Origin of the sequence: Klebsiella sp. 141198, from assembly GCF_050600785.1 — a bacterium.
Lineage (GTDB): Bacteria > Pseudomonadota > Gammaproteobacteria > Enterobacterales > Enterobacteriaceae > Klebsiella > Klebsiella aerogenes.
Window position 1 is genome coordinate 244524 of the sequence record NZ_JAQIRM010000005.1, and the last position, 20747, is coordinate 265270.

Genomic DNA, 20747 nt, shown 5'->3' on the forward strand with positions numbered 1-20747 from the left:
AATATCCTCAATATGTTAAAAATGGAATCTGTTGCGTTTCGCGATTGCCGAGTACGCCCATGTCTTCGAGTATTTCCAGCACGTTGCGGCCTTCGCGCACGCCGTCAATAATTCGCCGGGCCGACAGGCTGTCGCCGATATTCATGATTTTTACGTTGTTGGCGGCGGCCCACTGGGCGATATCGTCGAGACCTGCGCGGTTGGCGCGCATTCCCAGGCACACAAAGCCGTAGTCGAAGGGAATATCGAACGTGCCGCTGGCGGTATTAACGGTGAAATGGTCTGGAGCGACGGCGGTCAATCGGGTCTGCATGTGTTGCTCCACCTGGTGTTCTTCCAGCATGGTCAACATCGCGTTTTTGGTAATAATGTCGAGGTCCTGTCCCGGCGCGTCCTGCATTTCAATCAGCACTGTTTCGGCGCCGCGCGCGGAGAAGTATTCGATGACGTCCAGGCCGACGGCGCCGCCGCCAACCACCACGATGCGTTTACCTGCGGCATCGGCAAAGGCGTCAAGGTGTTCAATCATGCCGGTTATTGAGAACAGGCAGCCACCCTTGACGTCAATGTTCTCGCGCAGGCCGTCGATCGGCGGCAGTAGGGGAACCGAGCCGGTGGCGTTAACGATGAGCTGTGGATGCAGCGCGGCGACTGAAGCGACGTCGGCGCGTTTACCGACCTGCAGCATCAGATTACTGAGCCCGGAAAGGCGGTTTTTCATAAACTGCGGGAAATCGGCGATGCGCTTTTTCTCCGGCAGCAGCGCAATGGTGCTGGCCAGTCCGCCAACGTGGCTTTTCTCTTCCAGCAGCCAGGTGTTGCAGCCGACTTCCGCGGCGGTACAGGCGGCTTCCATTCCGGCCGTGCCGGCGCCGATTACCACGACGTTGGTTTCGCGCGAAACACGCTGCTGTTTGTAAGCGTCGCCGTGGATGATGTCCGGGTTGATCGAGCAGCGCAGCGGGCGAGAGCGGGCGATGCGGTGATCCGCGCAGCCGATATTACAGGAGATGCATTTGCGCATCAGACGCTCATTGCCGCTTTGTACTTTCTGCACCCATTCAGGCTCGGCAATCAACCCACGACCAATGGCGATCAGGTCGGCATCGCCGGTCGCGAGGATATCTTCGGCGATTTTTGGCGAACGAATGTTGCCGGCGATCACCGTCGGCTTATGGAATTTGTCGCGTACCGCGCGGGAGAGATAGCGCTTCCAGCCATCTTCCAGCGACATCTGGTCGATTTGCAGGTTCAGGTTATCGTTCTGCGCGGCAGAGACGTTAATGATGTCGACTTTGTCCTGACACAGTTCGAGGATGCGCAGCGAATCTTCTAGCGTGTTGCCGCCCTTTAAGAAATCGTCGGCGCTGATGCGTAGACTTATTGGGAAACGCGGCCCGACGCAGGCGCGAACCTTATCGATAATCAGGCTTAATATGCGGGTGCGGTTTTCGATACTACCGCCGAATTCGTCGGTACGTTTATTAAATAGCGGCGATAAAAACTGGCTAATTAAATAGGAGTGGCCGCCATGAATTTCTACACAGTCAAAACCGGCGCGGCGTACGCGCTCCGCGGCGTCGCCAAATTTGTCTACCGCGTGATAAATTTCTTCATGGGTCATTGGCCGCGGAATATTACCGTGCTTTTTCGACGGCGTGCTGGAAGCGGAAAGCGGCGTCTGCCCATTCAGGCGATAAGCATAAGCCGAAGCGCCAGCGTGATTTAGCTGAATCGCTACGCAGGCGCCGTGTTTATGAAGGGTTTCGGTTAATTTAAACAGACGCGGAATATATTGATCGTTATCGATACGTAACTGCGTCGTGCCATTGGAGGCGAAGGGAAAATCGATGCAGATATTTTCCACGGTAATGAGCCCGGTACCGCCTTTCGCCCGCAGTTCGTAGTATTCAAGCTGTTCCTGCGAGACTTCGCCATTCAGGGTGGCCATATTGGTACCCATCGGCGGCATGATAATGCGATTTTTTATGGTCATCCCGTTGATAGTTAGCGGGCTGAATAGATGAGGATAGTGGCTCATTTAGGCTCTCCACAAGAACGGCAGGCGGCCCACGTTGTGAAGCAGGCGTCGTGACGTATCTAAAGTTAATATTTCTCTGTCAGGAAAGATAACGAGCCGGGGAGGGGAAAAATAATGCTTTTTTTTGTGCTGAGCTATAGGGGTTTTCTATGGAGTTAACCGTTAATTCACATATTGGACGGTTTGTTTTAAATACTTCTGCTGATTATTTACTTGTCATTGTGGATCTATACAAAAATAGCCCGGCAACGCCGGTATAAATGCACGATGAGGTACGGGAAGGATAAATTTATCTATAAATTATACGTAATAATAGGCGCCGGAGAGAAACACAAAGAGAAAGCCCGGCTTGTTCGCCGGGCTTGAAGGTTAGTTCATAAAGGCGGGCTGTTGGCGCTCGTAGGCGGAAATCGCCTCTTCATGCTGCAGCGTCAGGCCGATGCTATCCAGGCCGTTGAGCATGCAGTGGCGGCGGAAGTCGTCGATTTTAAAGCTGTAGGTTTTATCCCCGGCTTTAACCACCTGCGCTTCAAGATCCACTTCAAAGCGGATGCCCGGGCTCGCCTGTACCAGCTTGAACAGCTCATCCACCTGCTCATCGCTGAGCGTCACCGGCAGCAGTTGGTTATTGAAGCTGTTACCGTAAAAGATATCGGCAAAGCTTGGCGCAATCACCACTTTGAAACCGTAATCGGTCAACGCCCACGGCGCGTGCTCGCGCGAGGAGCCGCAGCCGAAGTTTTCACGCGCCAGCAGGATAGACGCCCCTTTATATTGCGGGAAGTTCAGTACGAACTCCGGGTTTGGTTGCTGCCCCTGGTCGTCGAGAAAACGCCAGTCGTTAAACAGGTGCGCGCCAAAGCCGGTACGCGTTACTTTCTGCAGGAACTGCTTAGGAATGATCGCATCGGTATCGACGTTTGCGGCATCCAGCGGAACCACCAGGCCAGTATGTTGGGTAAATTTTTCTGCCATGATGGTCTCCTTATTTCAAGTTACGGATATCGGCGAAATGGCCGGTCACCGCTGCCGCCGCGGCCATTGCCGGGCTGACTAAATGAGTGCGTCCGCCGCGGCCTTGACGGCCTTCAAAGTTACGGTTGCTGGTAGAGGCGCAACGTTCGCCGGGATTCAGGCGGTCGTTGTTCATCGCCAGGCACATGGAGCAGCCCGGTAAGCGCCACTCAAAACCGGCGTCGATGAAAATCTTATCCAGACCTTCGGCTTCCGCCTGCGCTTTCACCGGGCCGGAGCCGGGAACCACCAGCGCCTGTACGCCCGGCGCCACTTTACGCCCTTTGGCGATTTCCGCCGCCGCGCGTAAATCTTCGATTCGCGAGTTAGTGCAGGAACCGATAAAGACTTTATCGATCGCGACCTCGGTCAACGGCACGCCGGATTTCAGCCCCATATAGGCCAGCGCTTTTTCGGCGCTGGCGCGCTCGACCGGATCGCTGAACGATGCCGGATCCGGGATAATATCGGTGACGGAGATGACCTGGCCGGGATTGGTACCCCAGGTGACCTGCGGCGCAATCTCTTCTGCCTGCAGCGTCACCACGGTATCGAAGGTGGCGTCATCGTCGGTTTTCAGCGTTTTCCAGTATTCCACCGCGTCGGCGAAATCCTGGCCCTTCGGCGCGTGCAGGCGGCCCTGCACGTAATTGAAGGTGGTCTCGTCCGGCGCGACCAGACCCGCTTTGGCGCCCATTTCGATTGCCATATTGCACAGAGTCATACGGCCTTCCATGCTCAGGTCGCGAATGGCTTCGCCGCAGAATTCGACCACGTGACCGGTACCACCGGCGCTACCGGTTTTGCCGATGATCGCCAGCACGATGTCTTTCGCGGTAATGCCCGGCGCCGCTTTGCCACGAACTTCGATTTTCATCGTCTTCGCGCGACCCTGTTTCAGGGTCTGGGTCGCCAGTACATGTTCAACTTCAGAGGTGCCGATACCGAACGCCAGCGCGCCGAATGCGCCGTGAGTGGCGGTATGGGAATCGCCGCATACGATGGTCATCCCCGGCAGGGTGACGCCCTGTTCCGGGCCCATGACGTGTACGATGCCCTGGAATGGGTGATTTAAGTCATACAGCTCAACGCCAAACTCTTTGCAGTTCTTAATCAGCTCCTGCATCTGAATACGGGCCATTTCGCCGGAGGCGTTGATATCTTTGGTCTGCGTTGAGACGTTGTGATCCATGGTGGCGAACGTTTTGCCCGGCTGACGCACCGGACGACCGTGCGCGCGCAGCCCGTCAAACGCCTGCGGAGAGGTGACTTCGTGCACCAGATGGCGGTCGATATACAGCAGTGGGGTTTCGTTCTGCGCTTCGTACACCACGTGCGCATCAAACAATTTTTCGTATAAGGTCTTCGCCATGATTACACCCCTTCCGCGACATAGCGGGCAATGATATCGCCCATTTCATCTGTACTGACCGCCGCCGTACCGCGCGCTAAGTCGCCGGTACGAATGCCTTCTTCTAATGCGCGGTTGATAGCGCGTTCAATGGCGCTCGCCGCGTCGCCCGCATCCAGGCTGTAGCGCAGCAGCAGCGCCAGCGACAGGATTTGCGCAATCGGGTTGGCGATATTTTTGCCCGCGATGTCCGGCGCCGAGCCGCCCGCCGGTTCATACAGGCCAAAACCTTGCTCGTTGAGGCTGGCGGACGGCAACATGCCCATAGAGCCGGTGATCATCGCGCACTCGTCGGACAGGATGTCGCCAAACAGGTTGGAGCACAGCAGGACATCGAACTGCGACGGATCTTTGATGAGCTGCATAGTGGCATTATCGATATACATATGCGCCAGCTCGACGTCCGGATACTCTTTGCCAATCTCGTTGACGATTTCGCGCCACAGGATAGAAGACTGCAGGACGTTGGCTTTATCGATTGACGTCACTTTGTGACGACGCTTGCGCGCCGATTCAAAGGCAATACGCGCGATACGCTCGATTTCAAAGCGGTGGTATACCTCGGTGTCGAAGGCTTTTTCATGCTGGCCGCTGCCTTCACGGCCTTTCGGCTGACCGAAGTAAATGCCGCCGGTCAGTTCGCGCACGCACAGAATGTCGAAGCCGTTGGCGGCGATATCGGCGCGCAGCGGGCAGAACGCTTCCAGCCCCTGATACAGTTTAGCCGGGCGCAGGTTGCTGAATAATTTGAAGTGCTTACGCAGCGGCAGCAGCGCGCCGCGCTCCGGCTGCTCGGCCGGCGGCAGATGTTCCCACTTCGGGCCGCCGACGGATCCGAACAGAATCGCGTCAGCCTGCTCGCAGCCATCAACGGTGGCTTGCGGCAGCGGCATGCCCTGACGGTCGATGGCGATGCCGCCAACGTCGTACTGGCTGGTGGTGATACGCATTGAAAAACGGTTACGAACGGCTTCCAGTACTTTCATCGCCTGGTTCATCACTTCCGGGCCAATTCCATCACCCGGCAAAACGGCAATATGATAATTCTTCGACATTACACGGTTTCCTTGTTGTTCTCTTTATTCTGAGCTTGGCGTTGCAATTCTTTTTCGACTTCGGCGGCGCGCCAGATATTGTTCAGCACGTGTACCATCGCTTTTGCTGACGATTCGACGATATCGGTCGCCAGACCGACGCCATGGAAGCGGCGACCGTTGTATTCCACAACAATGTCCACCTGACCCAGCGCATCTTTGCCGTGGCCTTTGGCGCTTAAGCCATACTTCACTAAGTCGATGTTGTAGTCCGTCACGCGGTTGATCGCCTGGTAGATAGCGTCAACCGGGCCGTTGCCATTGGCGGCTTCGGTTTTGATTTCATCACCGCAGGCCAGCTTGATAGAGGCGGTAGCGATATCGCTGGAGCCAGACTGGACGCTGAAGTAGTCGAGACGGAAATGCTCTGGTTCTTCCTGCTGTTTGTTAATGAAGGCCAGCGCCTCCAGGTCGTAGTCGAAGACCTGGCCCTTTTTATCCGCCAGCTTCAGGAAGGCGTCATACAGATGATCCAGGTTGTAGTCGCTCTCTTTGTAGCCCATCTCTTCCATACGGTGTTTCACCGCCGCGCGGCCGGAGCGTGAAGTCAGGTTCAGCTGTACCTGGTTCAGGCCGATGGATTCCGGGGTCATGATTTCGTAGTTTTCGCGGTTCTTCAGCACGCCATCCTGATGAATACCGGAAGAGTGGGCGAAGGCGCCGGTACCGACGATAGCTTTGTTAGCCGGGATCGGCATATTGCAGATTTGGCTGACGGTCTGGCTGGTACGCCAGATTTCGTGGTGATTGATGTTGGTGTGCACGTTCATAATGTCTTTGCGCACTTTGATCGCCATGATCACTTCTTCCAGCGCGCAGTTACCGGCGCGTTCGCCGATACCGTTCATCGCGCCTTCTACCTGACGCGCGCCAGCGTGGACGGCGGCGAGGGCGTTGCCGACGGCGATGCCTAAATCATCATGGGTGTGGACTGAAATAATCGCTTTATCAATGTTTGGTACGCGTTCGTACAGGCCGCTGATGATGTTGGCGTATTCAAACGGCATGGTGTAGCCGACGGTATCCGGGATATTAATGGTCGTGGCGCCAGCGCGGATAGCCGCTTCGACAACGCGAGCCAGATCGTCGATCGGCGTACGGCCTGCGTCTTCACAGGAAAATTCGACGTCATCGGTATAGTTACGCGCGCGTTTCACCATGTAAATAGCGCGCTCGATGACTTCATCCAGCGTACTGCGCAACTTGGTGGCGATGTGCATCGGTGAGGTGGCGATGAAGGTGTGAATACGGAATGCTTCCGCCACTTTTAAGGATTCCGCCGCCACGTCGATATCTTTCTCAACGCAGCGCGCCAGCGCGCACACGCGGCTATTTTTGATGGTGCGAGCGATGGTCTGCACCGATTCAAAATCGCCTGGGGAAGAAACCGGGAAACCGACTTCCATCACATCGACGCCCATACGTTCAAGGGCCATGGCTATTTGCAGCTTCTCTTTCACGCTCAGGCTGGCCTGTAACGCTTGTTCCCCATCACGTAAGGTCGTATCGAAAATAATGACTTGCTGGCTCATGGTTTAGATCCTTAATCTGTTGCCTGGCGCCTTGCTTCGAGCATAAAAAAACCCGCGCAATGGCGCGGGTTTAGTGTCTTGCTGGAAGATGACTTAACGCTGAACGTCGCCCAACAGCCTACCGCGCACAATGGATGCGTTTAGTAGTAGTAGGCTGGTGAAGCGAGTAGTGCGAATCATGCGTCATACTCCAGTTGAAATCGATATGCTTTTAGAGTTACTGGATAGCGGTTTTGATGTCAACCCCAGGCAAGATAAAAACTGTTTTTCACAAGCCTGGTGAATTAGCTAATTGTGCTGGATTATCCCTTGTTTCGCCGACGATCCTATTTGAGACATTTATCTGCCTCTGGAAAAATAAAACAATTAGAAAAAATTTTTATCATAAAGGGGGGCGATAAATACAGGAGGGAGGAATGTGCTTATCTTAATGAAACATAAGGGATTAGTGGTGTTGTCCTTGCTGGTTTTGAGAGTTTTAGGCGAGAGGAAGGATAACAAAGTGTTAATTAATAGCAGAGGGAAAATAGATAGTTAATTGATACTTAAATTGCAATTAACTAATAGTGGTGTTGTTTATTCCTGTGATCTATGGGTACACTTTATATCATCAAGTAAATGATATGTTTTAGGCGGGTTCCGGTGATGTCCTGTGAGGTTTTTCGTCGCTACTCATAACCTTGATATATTCCTAAAATTCAACTTTACCCTTTTGCAGATTTAATATGCATGATAAATGATATTGTCTTAATTAATTACTGCACTTTGGTAAAAGGAATTTAGCGTGACGGTGGAGTTAGATATGTTAATTGAAAATACTGAATATAAATCAGCCCCGGGACAGGAAGTCGTTAAACCACAACTGCGGATGGTGGATCTCAACCTGCTGACCGTCTTTGATGCGGTGATGCAGGAACAAAATATTACCCGCGCGGCCCATACTCTCGGCATGTCCCAACCGGCGGTAAGTAACGCGGTATCTCGTCTTAAGGTGATGTTTAATGATGAACTGTTTGTTCGCTATGGGCGCGGCATTCAGCCAACGGCGCGGGCATATCAGCTGTTTGGCTCGGTACGCCAGGCATTGCAACTGGTGCAAAATGAGCTGCCGGGTTCCGGTTTTGAACCGCTGAGTAGCGAACGCGTATTTAACCTCTGCGTTTGTAGCCCATTGGATAATTACTTAACCTCGCTAATATTTAATAAAGTTGGTGAAATCGCGCCAAATATTCATCTGGTCTTTAAATCAGCGCTACATCAAAACACCGAACATCAGCTGCGTTATCAGGAAATTGAATTTGTTATCGGCTATGAAGAGTTTCGTCGTCCTGAGTTCGCCTGCATACCTTTATTCAAAGATGAAATGGTTCTGGTGGCCAACCGTAAACATCCGCGTATTTCCGGGCCGTTAACGGAAGCGGATATTTATCAGGAAGAGCACGCGGTCGTCGCATTGGATCGTTATGCGTCATTTAGCCAGCCGTGGTATGACTCCGTAGATAAACAATCCTGTATTGCTTATCAGGGCAATGCCATGGTCAGTGTATTAAATGTAGTTTCGCAAACCCACATGGTGGCGATAGCGCCACGCTGGTTAGCCAATGAATTCGCGGATAAATTAGACCTGCAGATATTACCGCTGCCGCTGAAGGTAAATAGCCGCACCTGCTTCCTCTCCTGGCACGAAGCGGCCGGTCGCGATAAAGGCCATCAATGGATGGAAGAGTTACTGGCAAATATCTGCCAGCGCTAATTGCCGTTATCTACAAAGGGGAGCGAAAGCTCCAGCTTATCTGAATAAATAGCCAAAAAGCAGAATATTATTCTGTTTATCACCGCGGGTTCTCGCAACCCGACGGTGAAAAATGGATGATTTTCTGCCGTAAGCCATTTTCCCCGAGTATTGGCTGTCTCATTTTGCTATTCATGAAGCAATCCTCCATATATTTCTCCAGATGCTTTCTTTTCTGCTTTTGAGACCCGCTGCAGACCCCGGCAGGCGAATTGCCTGCCTGTTGGCGAGCAGTTATGGTAATGCACAGCAAGTCGTTCACCTCAATGCGCTGCCGCTGGCGGCGCATCATACGACGCGCGCGGAAAATGACTTCCGCCGTCGTGAAAACAATAAGCCTGGAGGCAAACCATGGAGATGTTGTCAGGAGCCGAGATGGTCGTCCAATCGCTTGTCGATCAGGGCGTCAAGCAAGTATTCGGCTATCCCGGAGGCGCAGTCCTCGATATCTATGATGCATTACATACCCTCGGCGGCATTGACCATGTGCTGGTGCGCCATGAGCAGGCGGCGGTGCATATGGCCGACGGGCTGGCGCGCGCGACTGGCGAAGTCGGGGTGGTGCTGGTGACCTCCGGCCCGGGAGCGACAAACGCTATTACCGGTATTGCAACGGCTTACATGGATTCTATTCCGCTGGTCATTCTTTCCGGGCAGGTCGCGACCTCGCTGATTGGCTACGATGCCTTCCAGGAGTGCGATATGGTGGGGATCTCGCGGCCGGTGGTCAAACACAGCTTCCTGGTGAAACAGACTGAAGATATTCCAGGTATTCTAAAGAAAGCGTTCTGGCTGGCCGCCAGCGGCCGTCCAGGGCCCGTGGTGGTCGATTTGCCGAAGGATATTCTTAATCCGGCGAAGAAGCTGCCTTACGTTTGGCCGGATGCGGTTAGCATGCGTTCCTATAACCCGACGACCAGCGGCCATAAAGGGCAAATTAAACGCGCGCTGCAAACGCTGGTGGCGGCGAAAAAACCGGTCGTATACGTTGGCGGCGGGGCAATCAATTCGCAGTGTGAAGCGCAGCTGCGTACGTTGGTCGAAAAGCTGAAGCTACCGGTGGTCTCTTCATTAATGGGTTTAGGCGCTTTTCCGGCGACTCATCAGCAGGCGCTGGGGATGTTGGGGATGCACGGTACCTATGAAGCCAACATGACTATGCATCATTCTGACGTTATTTTTGCAGTTGGCGTCCGCTTTGACGATCGCACCACCAACAATTTGGCTAAGTATTGCCCGAACGCCACGGTGCTGCATATTGATATCGATCCCACGTCGATCTCCAAGACCGTCCCGGCGGATGTGCCGATCGTCGGCGACGCGCGTCAGGTGCTTGACCAGATGTTTGATCTGCTTGAACAGGAAGAGAGCCAGCAGCCGCTGGATGAGATCCGCGATTGGTGGCAGCAGATCGAACAGTGGCGTTCCCGCCATTGCCTGCAATACGACACGCAAAGCGGCAAGATCAAACCGCAGGCGGTGATTGAGGCTATCTGGCGCCTGACCAACGGCGACGCTTACGTGACTTCCGACGTCGGCCAGCATCAGATGTTCGCCGCGCTCTATTATCCATTTGATAAACCAAGACGTTGGATTAACTCCGGCGGCCTCGGCACGATGGGCTTTGGTCTGCCTGCGGCGCTGGGCGTGAAGATGGCGCTACCGCATGAAACCGTTATCTGCGTGACCGGGGACGGCAGCATCCAGATGAACATTCAGGAGCTTTCCACCGCCCTGCAGTACGAACTGCCGGTACTGGTATTGAACCTGAATAACCGTTACCTCGGGATGGTGAAGCAGTGGCAGGATATGCTCTATTCCGGCCGCCATTCGCAGTCCTATATGGAATCGCTGCCGGACTTCGTGCGCGTCGCTGAGGCTTATGGCCACGTCGGTATTCGCATCAGCGAGCCGCAAGAGCTGGAGGCTAAACTGGCGGAAGCGCTGGAGCAGGTGCGTAATAACCGTCTGGTGTTCGTTGATGTTACGGTTGATGGTAGCGAGCATGTTTACCCCATGCAGATCCGCGGCGGTGGCATGGACGAAATGTGGTTGAGCAAAACGGAGAGAACCTGATTATGCGCCGGATATTATCTGTATTACTGGAGAACGAATCGGGGGCATTATCCCGGGTGATCGGCCTGTTTTCCCAACGCGGCTACAATATTGAAAGCCTGACGGTAGCGCCAACCGACGATCCGACGTTGTCCCGCATGACCATCCAGACGGTGGGCGACGAAAAAGCCATTGAGCAGATCGAAAAGCAATTACATAAGCTGGTGGACGTGCTGCGGGTTAGCGAACTGGGCCAGGGCTCCCACGTCGAGCGTGAAATCATGCTGGTGAAAGTGCAGGCCAGCGGTTATGGCCGCGAAGAGGTGAAACGCAACACCGAGATATTTCGCGGGCAGATTATTGATGTCACGCCTTCTATCTATACCGTGCAGCTTGCCGGAACCAGCGATAAGCTGGATGCCTTCCTGGCCTCCTTGCGCGACGTCGCGCGCATTGTTGAAGTGGCGCGCTCCGGAGTGGTCGGCCTGTCGCGCGGCGATAAAATCATGCGCTAAACGCTGAAAAAATGACGTAAAAATAGCCCGACACAAACTGTCGGGTTATTTTTTTGCGAATTCCGTAGGAACTGTGGACGAAAGCGGTTGCCGCGCTAACTATTCTGCGTTTAGATGTTATAAAAATGGATCTCTATACTCTAATGAGTATATCTATTTAATGGTTGTTTTTTGTACTTCTTACCCAAGGGGCAATTGTGAAACTGGATGAAATCGCCCGGCTGGCCGGTGTTTCAAGAACCACCGCGAGCTATGTGATTAATGGCAAAGCGAAGCAGTATCGCGTCAGCGATAAAACGGTCGAGAAGGTGATGGCGGTGGTGCGCGAGCATAACTACCACCCGAATGCGGTCGCTGCTGGCCTGCGCGCAGGACGCACGCGTTCAATTGGTCTGGTGATCCCGGATCTCGAGAATACCAGTTATACCCGTATTGCGAACTATCTGGAGCGTCAGGCGCGTCAGCGCGGCTACCAGCTGCTGATCGCCTGCTCGGAAGATCAGCCGGATAACGAAATGCGCTGTATTGAGCATCTGCTGCAGCGCCAGGTGGATGCTATTATCGTTTCGACTTCACTGCCGCCGGAGCATCCATTCTATCAGCGCTGGGCGAACGATCCTTTCCCGATTGTCGCGCTCGACCGCGCGCTCGATCGTGAACACTTTACCAGCGTCGTCGGCGCGGACCAGGACGACGCTGAAATGCTCGCCGCCGAGCTGCGCAAATTCCCCGGTGACAATGTGCTGTATCTGGGAGCGCTGCCGGAGCTGTCGGTAAGCTTCCTGCGCGAGCAGGGGTTCCGTTCGGCGTGGAAGGATGACCCGCGGGAAGTGAACTTCCTCTATGCCAACAGCTATGAACGCGAAGCCGCGGCCCAGCTGTTTGAAAAGTGGCTGGAAACGCATCCGATGCCGCAACTGCTGTTCACCACCTCTTTCCCGCTGCTGCAGGGCGTGATGGACGTCACGCTGCGCCGTGAAGGCAAACTGCCATCCGAACTCGCCATCGCCACCTTCGGTGATAACGAACTGCTCGATTTCCTGCAGTGTCCGGTGCTGGCAGTTGCGCAGCGTCACCGCGACGTTGCCGAGCGTGTTTTAGAGATTGTACTGGCAAGCCTGGATGAACCGCGTAAGCCAAAACCAGGCTTAAGCCGTATTCGTCGTAACCTTTATCATCGCGGAAGTTTGAATCGCCGCTGATCCATTAGTGAAAAAAGGTTAAGATTCTTCGTAGGTTATTCGCCAGATGGATTAGCATCTGGCGATAATCCATACAATTTACGTAGAGATTCGTAAATCTATTCGCTTTCAGACAAATCCCTAAACTTCTTTACGCCTTATTTTGTTTTATTCCTGAGAAAGATTTTTTTGTATCCAAATGGTGCAAGAAAATGCGCAATGCCATCTGTTAGTATTATTTTGTTACATTCATTGGAATAATTGCTGAATTAACAATCGCTTTATCCTACCTTCATCGCCGTTGAGAGCGTCAGGCCGCGGCACAAGTGCTTCTCCGTCCACAACAGGCACTGTTAACGGACATCAGAATGGCCTAAAATGCCGCTCGCGTCGCAAACTGACACTTTATATTTTCCCGCTGAAGATATTTTGTCGCTTTTAACTGTTACGAGTTTGTTGGTTATTTTCTTACACGTATTCATAACGTTAATTTGCCTCGTTTGTTGGTGATTTATTCATCAGGGCTAATATCGGCTGTAAATAATGGGTTTTTGCGCTCCGTTGGCATTAGTGCTGGCTTGACAAGCTTTTCCTCCGCTCCGTAAACTCCTTTAGGTGGGAATTTGTGGGGTAAAGTGGCGAAAAGGGGTGAGGCTGGCATGTTCCGTGGAGCAACGTTAGTCAATCTCGACAGTAAAGGCCGTTTGGCCGTACCGACGCGCTACCGCGACGGGCTGATCGAGGATGCTTCTGGTCAAATGGTGTGCACCATTGACATTCATCACCCGTGCCTGCTGCTTTATCCTTTGCCTGAATGGGAAATCATCGAGCAAAAATTGTCGCGTTTGTCGAGCATGAATCCCGTTGAGCGGCGTGTACAGCGTCTGCTTTTGGGGCATGCCAGCGAATGTCAGATGGATAGCGCCGGACGATTGCTAATCGCGCCGGTGCTGCGGCAACATGCCGGGCTGACAAAAGAAGTGATGCTGGTCGGACAGTTTAATAAATTTGAACTGTGGGATGAAACGACCTGGTATCAACGGGTCAAGGAAGATATCGACGCTGAGCAGTCCGCTACCGGTGAACTGTCGGAGCGCCTGCAGGATTTGTCTTTATAAAATGATGGAAAATTTTAAACATACTACGGTACTTCTGGATGAAGCCGTTAACGGCCTGAATATTCGTCCAAATGGTATCTACATTGATGGAACCTTTGGCCGCGGTGGTCACTCGCGTCTGATCCTCTCCCAACTGGGGGCGGAAGGGCGCCTGCTGGCAATCGATCGCGACCCAACGGCTATTGCCGTTGCGAAAACCATCGATGACCCACGCTTTTCCATCGTACATGGTCCTTTCTCGCAGCTGGCTGACTACGTCGCCGAGCGCAATCTTACCGGCAAGATCGACGGTATTCTTCTCGATCTTGGCGTTTCTTCACCGCAGCTGGACGACGCGGAACGCGGATTCTCCTTTATGCGCGATGGTCCGCTGGACATGCGCATGGATCCGACTCGCGGTCAGTCCGCCGCCGAATGGTTACAGACCGCCGAAGAAGCCGACATCGCCTGGGTAATCAAAACCTTTGGCGAGGAGCGTTTCGGTAAACGTATCGCGCGCGCGATCGTTGAGCGTAACCGCATTGAGCCGATGACCCGTACCAAAGAGCTGGCGGAAGTTATCGCGGCGGCAACGCCGGTGAAAGATAAGCACAAACATCCCGCGACCCGTACCTTCCAGGCGGTGCGCATTTGGGTGAACAGTGAACTGGAGGAGATAGAGCAGGCGCTAAAAAGCTCGCTCGGCGTGCTGGCCCCCGGCGGTCGGCTGTCGATAATCAGTTTCCATTCGCTGGAAGACCGCATTGTGAAGCGCTTTATGCGTGAACAAAGTCGCGGTCCGCAGGTTCCAGCGGGGATCCCGATGACTGAAGAGCAGCTCAGGAAACTGGGCGGCCGTCAGTTGCGAGCACTAGGCAAGTTGATGCCGGGCGAAGAAGAGGTGGCAGAGAATCCACGCGCCCGTAGTTCAGTGCTGCGTATCGCAGAGAGGACGAACGCATGATCGGCAGAGTGACAGTAGCCTTAAGCAAAGTTAAAGGATCGTTAGGAAGCAACGAGCGCCATGCCTTGCCTGGCGTTATCGGGGACGATCTTCTGCGGTTTGGGAAGCTGCCACTCTGCCTGTTCATTTGCATCATCATAACGGCAGTGACCGTGGTGACGACGGCGCACCATACCCGTCTGTTAACCGCGCAGCGTGAACAATTAGTTCTGGAGCGTGACGCTCTGGATATTGAATGGCGCAACCTGATCCTCGAAGAGAACGCCCTTGGCGATCACAGTCGGGTTGAGCGGATCGCGACAGAGAAGTTGCAGATGCAACACGTTGATCCATCACAAGAAAATATAGTGGTACAGAAATAAGGATTATTGCGACGCATGAAAGCAGCGCCGAAAACGCCAAAAGCAAAACGTCAGGAAGAACAGGCCAACTTTATCAGTTGGCGTTTTGCGTTGCTGTGCGGATGTATTTTAATCGCTCTCGCCTTCCTGCTTGGCCGCGTCGCGTGGCTGCAGGTGGTGAGTCCGGATATGCTGGTGCGTCAGGGAGATATGCGTTCCCTGCGTGTGCAGGAAGTGTCAACCGCGCGCGGCATGATTACCGACCGCTCCGGCCGCCCGCTGGCGGTCAGCGTGCCGGTAAAAGCCATCTGGGCCGACCCGAAAGAGCTGCATGATGCGGGCGGCGTGACGCTCGATAACCGCTGGAAAGCGTTAGCCGATGCGCTGAATATGCCGCTGGACCAGCTGGCATCGCGTATCAACAGCAACCCGCGGATGCGTTTTATCTATCTGGCGCGTCAGGTGAACCCTGACATGGCCGACTACATCAAAAAACTGAAGCTGCCGGGGATACATCTGCGCGAGGAGTCTCGCCGTTATTATCCGTCAGGCGAAGTAACCGCTCACCTCATTGGCTTTACCAACGTCGATAGCCAGGGGATTGAAGGGGTTGAGAAAAGCTTCGATAAGTGGCTAACCGGCCAGCCGGGCGAGCGTATCGTGCGTAAAGACCGCTATGGCCGCGTGATTGAAGACATTTCTTCCACCGACAGCCAGGCGGCGCATAACCTCGCGCTGAGCATCGACGAGCGCCTACAGGCGCTGGTGTATCGTGAACTGAATAATGCGGTGGCGTTCAACAAAGCGGAATCAGGCACTGCCGTTTTGGTCGACGTCAACACCGGTGAAGTGCTGGCGATGGCCAACAGCCCGTCGTACAACCCAAATAATTTCGCGGGTACGTCCAAAGATACCATGCGTAACCGCGCCATCACCGACGTATTTGAACCGGGTTCAACGGTGAAGCCGATGGTGGTGATGACGGCGCTGCAGCGCGGCATCGTCAATGAAAATACCGTGCTGAATACCATTCCATATCGAATTAACGGCCACGAAATCAAAGACGTGGCGCGCTACAGCGAATTGACCCTGACCGGGGTGCTACAGAAGTCGAGTAACGTCGGCGTTTCTAAGCTGGCGTTAGCGATGCCGTCCTCAGCGTTAGTAGATACTTACTCACGTTTTGGGCTTGGAAAGGCGACCAATTTGGGGTTGGTCGGAGAACGCAGTGGCTTATATCCTCAAAAACAACGGTGGTCTGACATAGAGAGGGCCACCTTTTCTTTCGGCTACGGGCTAATGGTAACACCGTTACAGTTAGCGCGAGTCTACGCAACGATTGGCAGCTACGGCATCTATCGCCCGCTGTCGATTACCAAAGTTGATCCACCGGTGCCGGGCGAGCGCGTATTCCCGGACTCACTGGTACGTACCGTCGTTCACATGATGGAAAGCGTGGCGCTTCCCGGCGGCGGCGGCGTGAAAGCAGCGATCAAAGGCTATCGTATCGCGATTAAAACCGGTACGGCGAAAAAAGTGGGGCCGGATGGCCGCTACATCAACAAATATATTGCTTACACCGCAGGCGTTGCGCCCGCCAGCCACCCGCGTTTCGCGTTGGTGGTGGTGATCAACGACCCGCAGGCAGGTAAATACTACGGTGGCGCCGTTTCCGCGCCGGTGTTCGGTGCCATCATGGGCGGCGTATTGCGCACCATGAACATCGAACCGGATGCGCTGGCAACGGGCGAAAAAAGTGAATTTGTGATTAATCAAGGCGAGGGAACAGGTGGCAGATCGTAATTTGCGCGACCTTCTCGCTCCGTGGGTGCCAAATGCGCCGGAGCGAATTCTGCGAGAGATGACGCTGGACAGCCGCGTGGCGGCGTCCGGCGACCTCTTTGTCGCGGTACAGGGTCATCAGGCGGACGGGCGTCGTTATATCCCGCAGGCGATAGCGCAAGGTGTTGCTGCCATTATTGCTGAGGCGCAGGGCGAGGCCGCAGACGGCGAAGTTCGCGAGATGCACGGCGTGCCGGTCATCTACCTGAGCCAACTGAACGAGCGGTTATCCGCGCTGGCCGGGCGTTTTTACCAACAACCTTCGCAGCAGATGCGTCTGGTGGGCGTCACCGGTACTAACGGTAAAACCACGACTACGCAGCTGTTGGCGCAGTGGGCGAAACTGCTCGGCGAAACCAGCGCGGTGATGGGGACCGTCGGTAACGGCCTGCTGGATAAAGTAGTGCCGACCGAGAACACCACCGGCTCTGCGGTTGATGTTCAGCACGTGCTTTCCGGCCTGGTAGGGCAGGGGGCGACTTTCGGCGCGATGGAAGTCTCTTCTCACGGCCTGGTTCAGCATCGCGTGGCGGCGCTGCAGTTTGCCGCCTCGGTGTTTACCAACCTGAGCCGTGACCACCTCGACTACCATGGCGACATGGAACATTACGAAGCGGCGAAATGGCTGCTCTATTCCACCCACCATTGCGGCCAGGCCATCGTCAACGCTGACGATGAAGTCGGGCGCCGCTGGCTGGCGAAACTGCCGGATGCGGTGGCGGTGTCGATGGAAGATCATATCAATCCGAACTGCCATGGCCGCTGGCTGAAGGCGACCGCGGTCAACTATCACGACAGCGGCGCGACCATTCAGTTTGACTCGAGCTGGGGCAAAGGCGAAATCGAAAGCCGCCTGATGGGCGCCTTTAACGTCAGCAACCTGCTGCTGGCGCTGGCGACGCTGCTGGCGCTGGGCTATCCGCTGGCGGATCTGCTGAAAACCTCTTCGCGTTTACAGCCGGTGTGCGGCCGTATGGAAGTGTTCAGCGCGCCGGGCAAACCGACCGTGGTGGTCGATTACGCCCATACGCCTGACGCGCTGGAAAAAGCGCTGCAGGCCGCGCGTCTGCACTGTAGCGGCAAGCTGTGGTGCGTCTTCGGCTGCGGCGGCGACCGCGACAAGGGCAAACGCCCGCTGATGGGCGCTATCGCGGAAGAGTTTGCCGATATCGTGATCGTGACTGACGATAACCCGCGTACCGAAGAGCCGCGGGCGATTATCAACGACATTCTGGCTGGCATGCTTGATGCCGGGCAGGTGAAGGTGATGGAAGGCCGCGCGGAAGCGGTGACCGGCGCGGTGATGCAGGCGAAAGCGAACGACGTTGTGCTGGTAGCGGGCAAAGGCCACGAAGACTATCAGATCGTCGGTAACCGCCGTCTGGATTACTCCGACCGCGTGACCGTCGCGCGTCTGCTGGGAGCGGTAGCATGATTCGCTTTACATTAAGCCAGCTCGCCGATATCACCCGCGGCGAACTGCAGGGTAGCGATATCGCTATCGATGACGTGACGTCCGATACCCGCAAAGTCACGGCGGGTTGCCTGTTTGTGGCGCTGAAGGGCGAGCGATTCGACGCGCATGATTTTGCCGAACAAGCGAAAGCGGCGGGCGCAGGCGCGCTGCTGGTAAGCCGCCAACTGGCCTGCGATTTACCGCAGGTGGTAGTGAAAGATACCCGTCTGGCTTTTGGCGAGTTAGCGGCCTGGGTGCGTCAGCAGGTGCCGACCCGCGTGGTGGCGCTGACTGGTTCGTCCGGTAAGACCTCGGTCAAAGAGATGACCGCGGCGATCCTCAGCCAGTGCGGTAATACGCTGTATACCGCCGGTAACCTGAATAATGATATCGGGGTACCGATGACGCTGCTGCGTCTGAACAAAGATCACCAGTATGCGGTGATTGAACTTGGCGCCAACCACCAGGGCGAAATCGCCTGGACCGTCAGCCTGACGCGTCCGGAAGCGGCGCTGGTCAACAACCTCGCCGCCGCGCACCTCGAAGGCTTCGGCTCGCTGGCGGGCGTGGCGAAGGCCAAGGGTGAAATCTTTACCGGCCTGCCGCAAAACGGCATCGCGATTTTGAATGCCGACAACAATGACTGGCTGAACTGGCAGAGCGTGATTGGCGATCGCAAAGTGTGGCGCTTCTCGCCGAACGCGGCGAACAGCGACTTCACGGCGACCAACGTACATATCACCAGTCATGGCACCGAATTTACGCTGCAGACCCCGTTCGGCAACGTGGACGTACTGCTGCCGCTACCGGGGCGCCATAACATCGCTAACGCGCTGGCGGCAACTTCGCTGGCGATGGCGGTAGGCGCCGATCTGGCCGCGGTGAAAACCGGGCTGGCGCAGCTGCAAGCGGTGCCGGGACGTCTGTTCCCGATCCAACTGGCGGAAAACCAGCTGCTGCTGGATGACTCCTACAACGCCAACGTCGGTTCGATGACCGCCGCGGTACAGGTACTGGCGGAAATGCCGGGCTTCCGGGCGATGGTGGTCGGCGATATGGCTGAACTCGGTGCGGAAAGCGCGGCGTGTCATCGCGAAGTTGGCGAAGCGGCGAAAGCGGCGGGGCTGGATTGCGTCCTCAGCGTCGGTTCCCTGAGCGCGGATATCAGCAGCGCCAGCGGCGTGGGCGAACATTTTAACGATAAAGCCGCCGTCGTAGCTCGCCTGCGCGAGCTGCTGGCAGAGCATAAAATCATGACCATTTTAGTGAAGGGTTCACGTAGTGCCGCTATGGAAGAGGTAGTACGCGCATTACAGGAGATTGCGACATGTTAGTATGGCTGGCCGAACATCTGGTCAAATATTATTCCGGCTTTAACGTCTTTTCTTATTTGACGTTTCGCGCCATCGTCAGCCTGCTGACCGCGCTGTTCATCTCTCTGTGGATGGGCCCGCGCATGATCGCCCGTCTGCAAAAAATGTCCTTCGGCCAGGTCGTTCGTAACGACGGTCCGGAGTCCCACTTCAGCAAACGCGGTACCCCGACCATGGGCGGGATCATGATCCTCACCGCGATTACCGTTTCCGTCCTGCTGTGGGCTTATCCGTCAAATCCATACGTCTGGTGCGTACTGACGGTATTAATCGGCTACGGCATCATCGGGTTTGTTGATGATTATCGTAAAGTCGTGCGCAAAGACACCAAGGGTCTGATTGCCCGCTGGAAGTATTTCTGGATGTCGGTGATTGCGCTGGGCGTGGCGTTCGCGCTGTATCTGGCGGGGAAAGATACCCCGGCGACCGAACTGGTTGTGCCGTTCTTTAAAGACGTGATGCCGCAGTTAGGACTGTTTTACATCCTGTTGGCTTACTTCGTTATCGTTGGTACCGGCAACGCGGTCAACCTGACCGACGGCCTCGACGGCCTGGCGATTATGCCGACCGTCTTCGTCGCCGCCGGTTTTGCGCTGGTGGCGTGGGCCACCGGGAACATGAACTTCGCCAACTACCTGCACATTCCTTATCTGCGTCACGCCGGGGAACTGGTTATCGTCTGTACGGCGATTGTCGGCGCAGGTCTGGGCTTCCTGTGGTTCAACACCTACCCGGCGCAGGTCTTTATGGGCGACGTCGGTTCACTGGCGCTCGGCGGCGCGCTGGGCATTATCGCCGTACTGCTGCGCCAGGAGTTCCTGCTGGTGATTATGGGCGGCGTTTTCGTCGTGGAAACCCTGTCGGTTATCCTGCAGGTCGGCTCGTTCAAGCTGCGCGGTCAGCGCATCTTCCGTATGGCGCCGATTCACCACCACTATGAACTGAAAGGCTGGCCGGAACCGCGCGTTATCGTGCGCTTCTGGATTATTTCGCTGATGCTGGTGCTGATTGGCCTGGCGACGCTGAAGGTACGTTAATC

At 55.1% G+C, this 20747-nt stretch carries 17 protein-coding genes; 11 read left to right on the plus strand and 6 right to left on the minus strand.

What is annotated here, in order from left to right; translation table 11 throughout:
• Positions 1-7: 7 nt before the first annotated feature.
• From PGR10_RS18880 to leuL, 6 genes are all read right to left on the minus strand, one after another.
• Complete coding sequence (locus tag PGR10_RS18880; RefSeq protein ID WP_430923935.1) at positions 8-2041, minus strand: FAD-dependent oxidoreductase; 2034 nt, start codon at positions 2039-2041, stop codon at positions 8-10.
• 369 nt (positions 2042-2410) lie between these two features.
• Complete coding sequence (gene leuD, locus PGR10_RS18885; protein WP_087860895.1) at positions 2411-3016, minus strand: 3-isopropylmalate dehydratase small subunit; 606 nt, start codon at positions 3014-3016, stop codon at positions 2411-2413.
• A 10-nt stretch (positions 3017-3026) separates the two neighbouring features.
• On the minus strand, positions 3027-4427 hold the full coding sequence (gene leuC, locus PGR10_RS18890; protein WP_047065212.1) for a 3-isopropylmalate dehydratase large subunit: 1401 nt from the start codon (positions 4425-4427) through the stop codon (positions 3027-3029).
• 2 nt (positions 4428-4429) lie between these two features.
• Positions 4430-5521, minus strand: a complete 1092-nt coding sequence (leuB, locus tag PGR10_RS18895; RefSeq protein ID WP_015368262.1) for a 3-isopropylmalate dehydrogenase — start codon at positions 5519-5521, stop codon at positions 4430-4432.
• A complete protein-coding gene (leuA, locus tag PGR10_RS18900) occupies positions 5521-7092 on the minus strand; it encodes a 2-isopropylmalate synthase (RefSeq protein ID WP_087860894.1) in 1572 nt (523 codons plus the stop codon). The genes leuB and leuA overlap by 1 nt, the downstream gene beginning before the upstream one ends.
• 93 nt (positions 7093-7185) lie before the next feature.
• Positions 7186-7272: a leu operon leader peptide gene (gene leuL / locus PGR10_RS18905; RefSeq protein ID WP_020079614.1), complete on the minus strand. Its 87-nt coding sequence runs from the start codon at positions 7270-7272 to the stop codon at positions 7186-7188.
• A gap of 604 nt (positions 7273-7876) precedes the next feature.
• On the opposite strand from leuL, the gene leuO reads away from it, so the two are divergent.
• From leuO to mraY, 11 genes are all read left to right on the plus strand, one after another.
• The gene (gene leuO / locus PGR10_RS18910) at positions 7877-8845 is read left to right on the plus strand and encodes a transcriptional regulator LeuO (RefSeq protein ID WP_015704394.1); all 969 of its coding nucleotides are present in this window, start codon (positions 7877-7879) and stop codon (positions 8843-8845) included.
• A 390-nt stretch (positions 8846-9235) separates the two neighbouring features.
• On the plus strand, positions 9236-10960 hold the full coding sequence (gene ilvI, locus PGR10_RS18915; RefSeq protein WP_087860893.1) for an acetolactate synthase 3 large subunit: 1725 nt from the start codon (positions 9236-9238) through the stop codon (positions 10958-10960).
• 2 nt (positions 10961-10962) lie between these two features.
• Positions 10963-11454, plus strand: coding sequence for an acetolactate synthase small subunit (ilvN, locus tag PGR10_RS18920; RefSeq protein ID WP_015368257.1), 492 nt, complete (start codon positions 10963-10965; stop codon positions 11452-11454).
• 197 nt (positions 11455-11651) lie between these two features.
• Positions 11652-12656 (plus strand): catabolite repressor/activator, encoded by a 1005-nt coding sequence (gene cra, locus PGR10_RS18925; protein WP_087860892.1) that lies wholly within the window; start codon positions 11652-11654, stop codon positions 12654-12656.
• Between the two features lie 638 nt (positions 12657-13294).
• Positions 13295-13753, plus strand: a complete 459-nt coding sequence (gene mraZ / locus PGR10_RS18930; RefSeq protein ID WP_015368255.1) for a division/cell wall cluster transcriptional repressor MraZ — start codon at positions 13295-13297, stop codon at positions 13751-13753.
• A gap of 1 nt (position 13754) precedes the next feature.
• Positions 13755-14696, plus strand: coding sequence for a 16S rRNA (cytosine(1402)-N(4))-methyltransferase RsmH (gene rsmH / locus PGR10_RS18935; protein WP_113374413.1), 942 nt, complete (start codon positions 13755-13757; stop codon positions 14694-14696).
• Positions 14693-15058 (plus strand): cell division protein FtsL, encoded by a 366-nt coding sequence (gene ftsL, locus PGR10_RS18940; protein ID WP_015704398.1) that lies wholly within the window; start codon positions 14693-14695, stop codon positions 15056-15058. The genes rsmH and ftsL overlap by 4 nt, the downstream gene beginning before the upstream one ends.
• Before the next feature lie 15 nt (positions 15059-15073).
• The gene (locus PGR10_RS18945) at positions 15074-16840 is read left to right on the plus strand and encodes a peptidoglycan glycosyltransferase FtsI (RefSeq protein WP_087860891.1); all 1767 of its coding nucleotides are present in this window, start codon (positions 15074-15076) and stop codon (positions 16838-16840) included.
• Positions 16827-18314 (plus strand): UDP-N-acetylmuramoyl-L-alanyl-D-glutamate--2,6-diaminopimelate ligase, encoded by a 1488-nt coding sequence (murE, locus tag PGR10_RS18950; protein WP_430923936.1) that lies wholly within the window; start codon positions 16827-16829, stop codon positions 18312-18314. Before PGR10_RS18945 ends, murE begins: the two co-directional genes overlap by 14 nt.
• Positions 18311-19669: a UDP-N-acetylmuramoyl-tripeptide--D-alanyl-D-alanine ligase gene (gene murF, locus PGR10_RS18955; RefSeq protein ID WP_087860889.1), complete on the plus strand. Its 1359-nt coding sequence runs from the start codon at positions 18311-18313 to the stop codon at positions 19667-19669. Before murE ends, murF begins: the two co-directional genes overlap by 4 nt.
• Positions 19663-20745, plus strand: a complete 1083-nt coding sequence (mraY, locus tag PGR10_RS18960) for a phospho-N-acetylmuramoyl-pentapeptide-transferase (protein WP_087860888.1) — start codon at positions 19663-19665, stop codon at positions 20743-20745. The genes murF and mraY overlap by 7 nt, the downstream gene beginning before the upstream one ends.
• Positions 20746-20747: the final 2 nt, after the last annotated feature.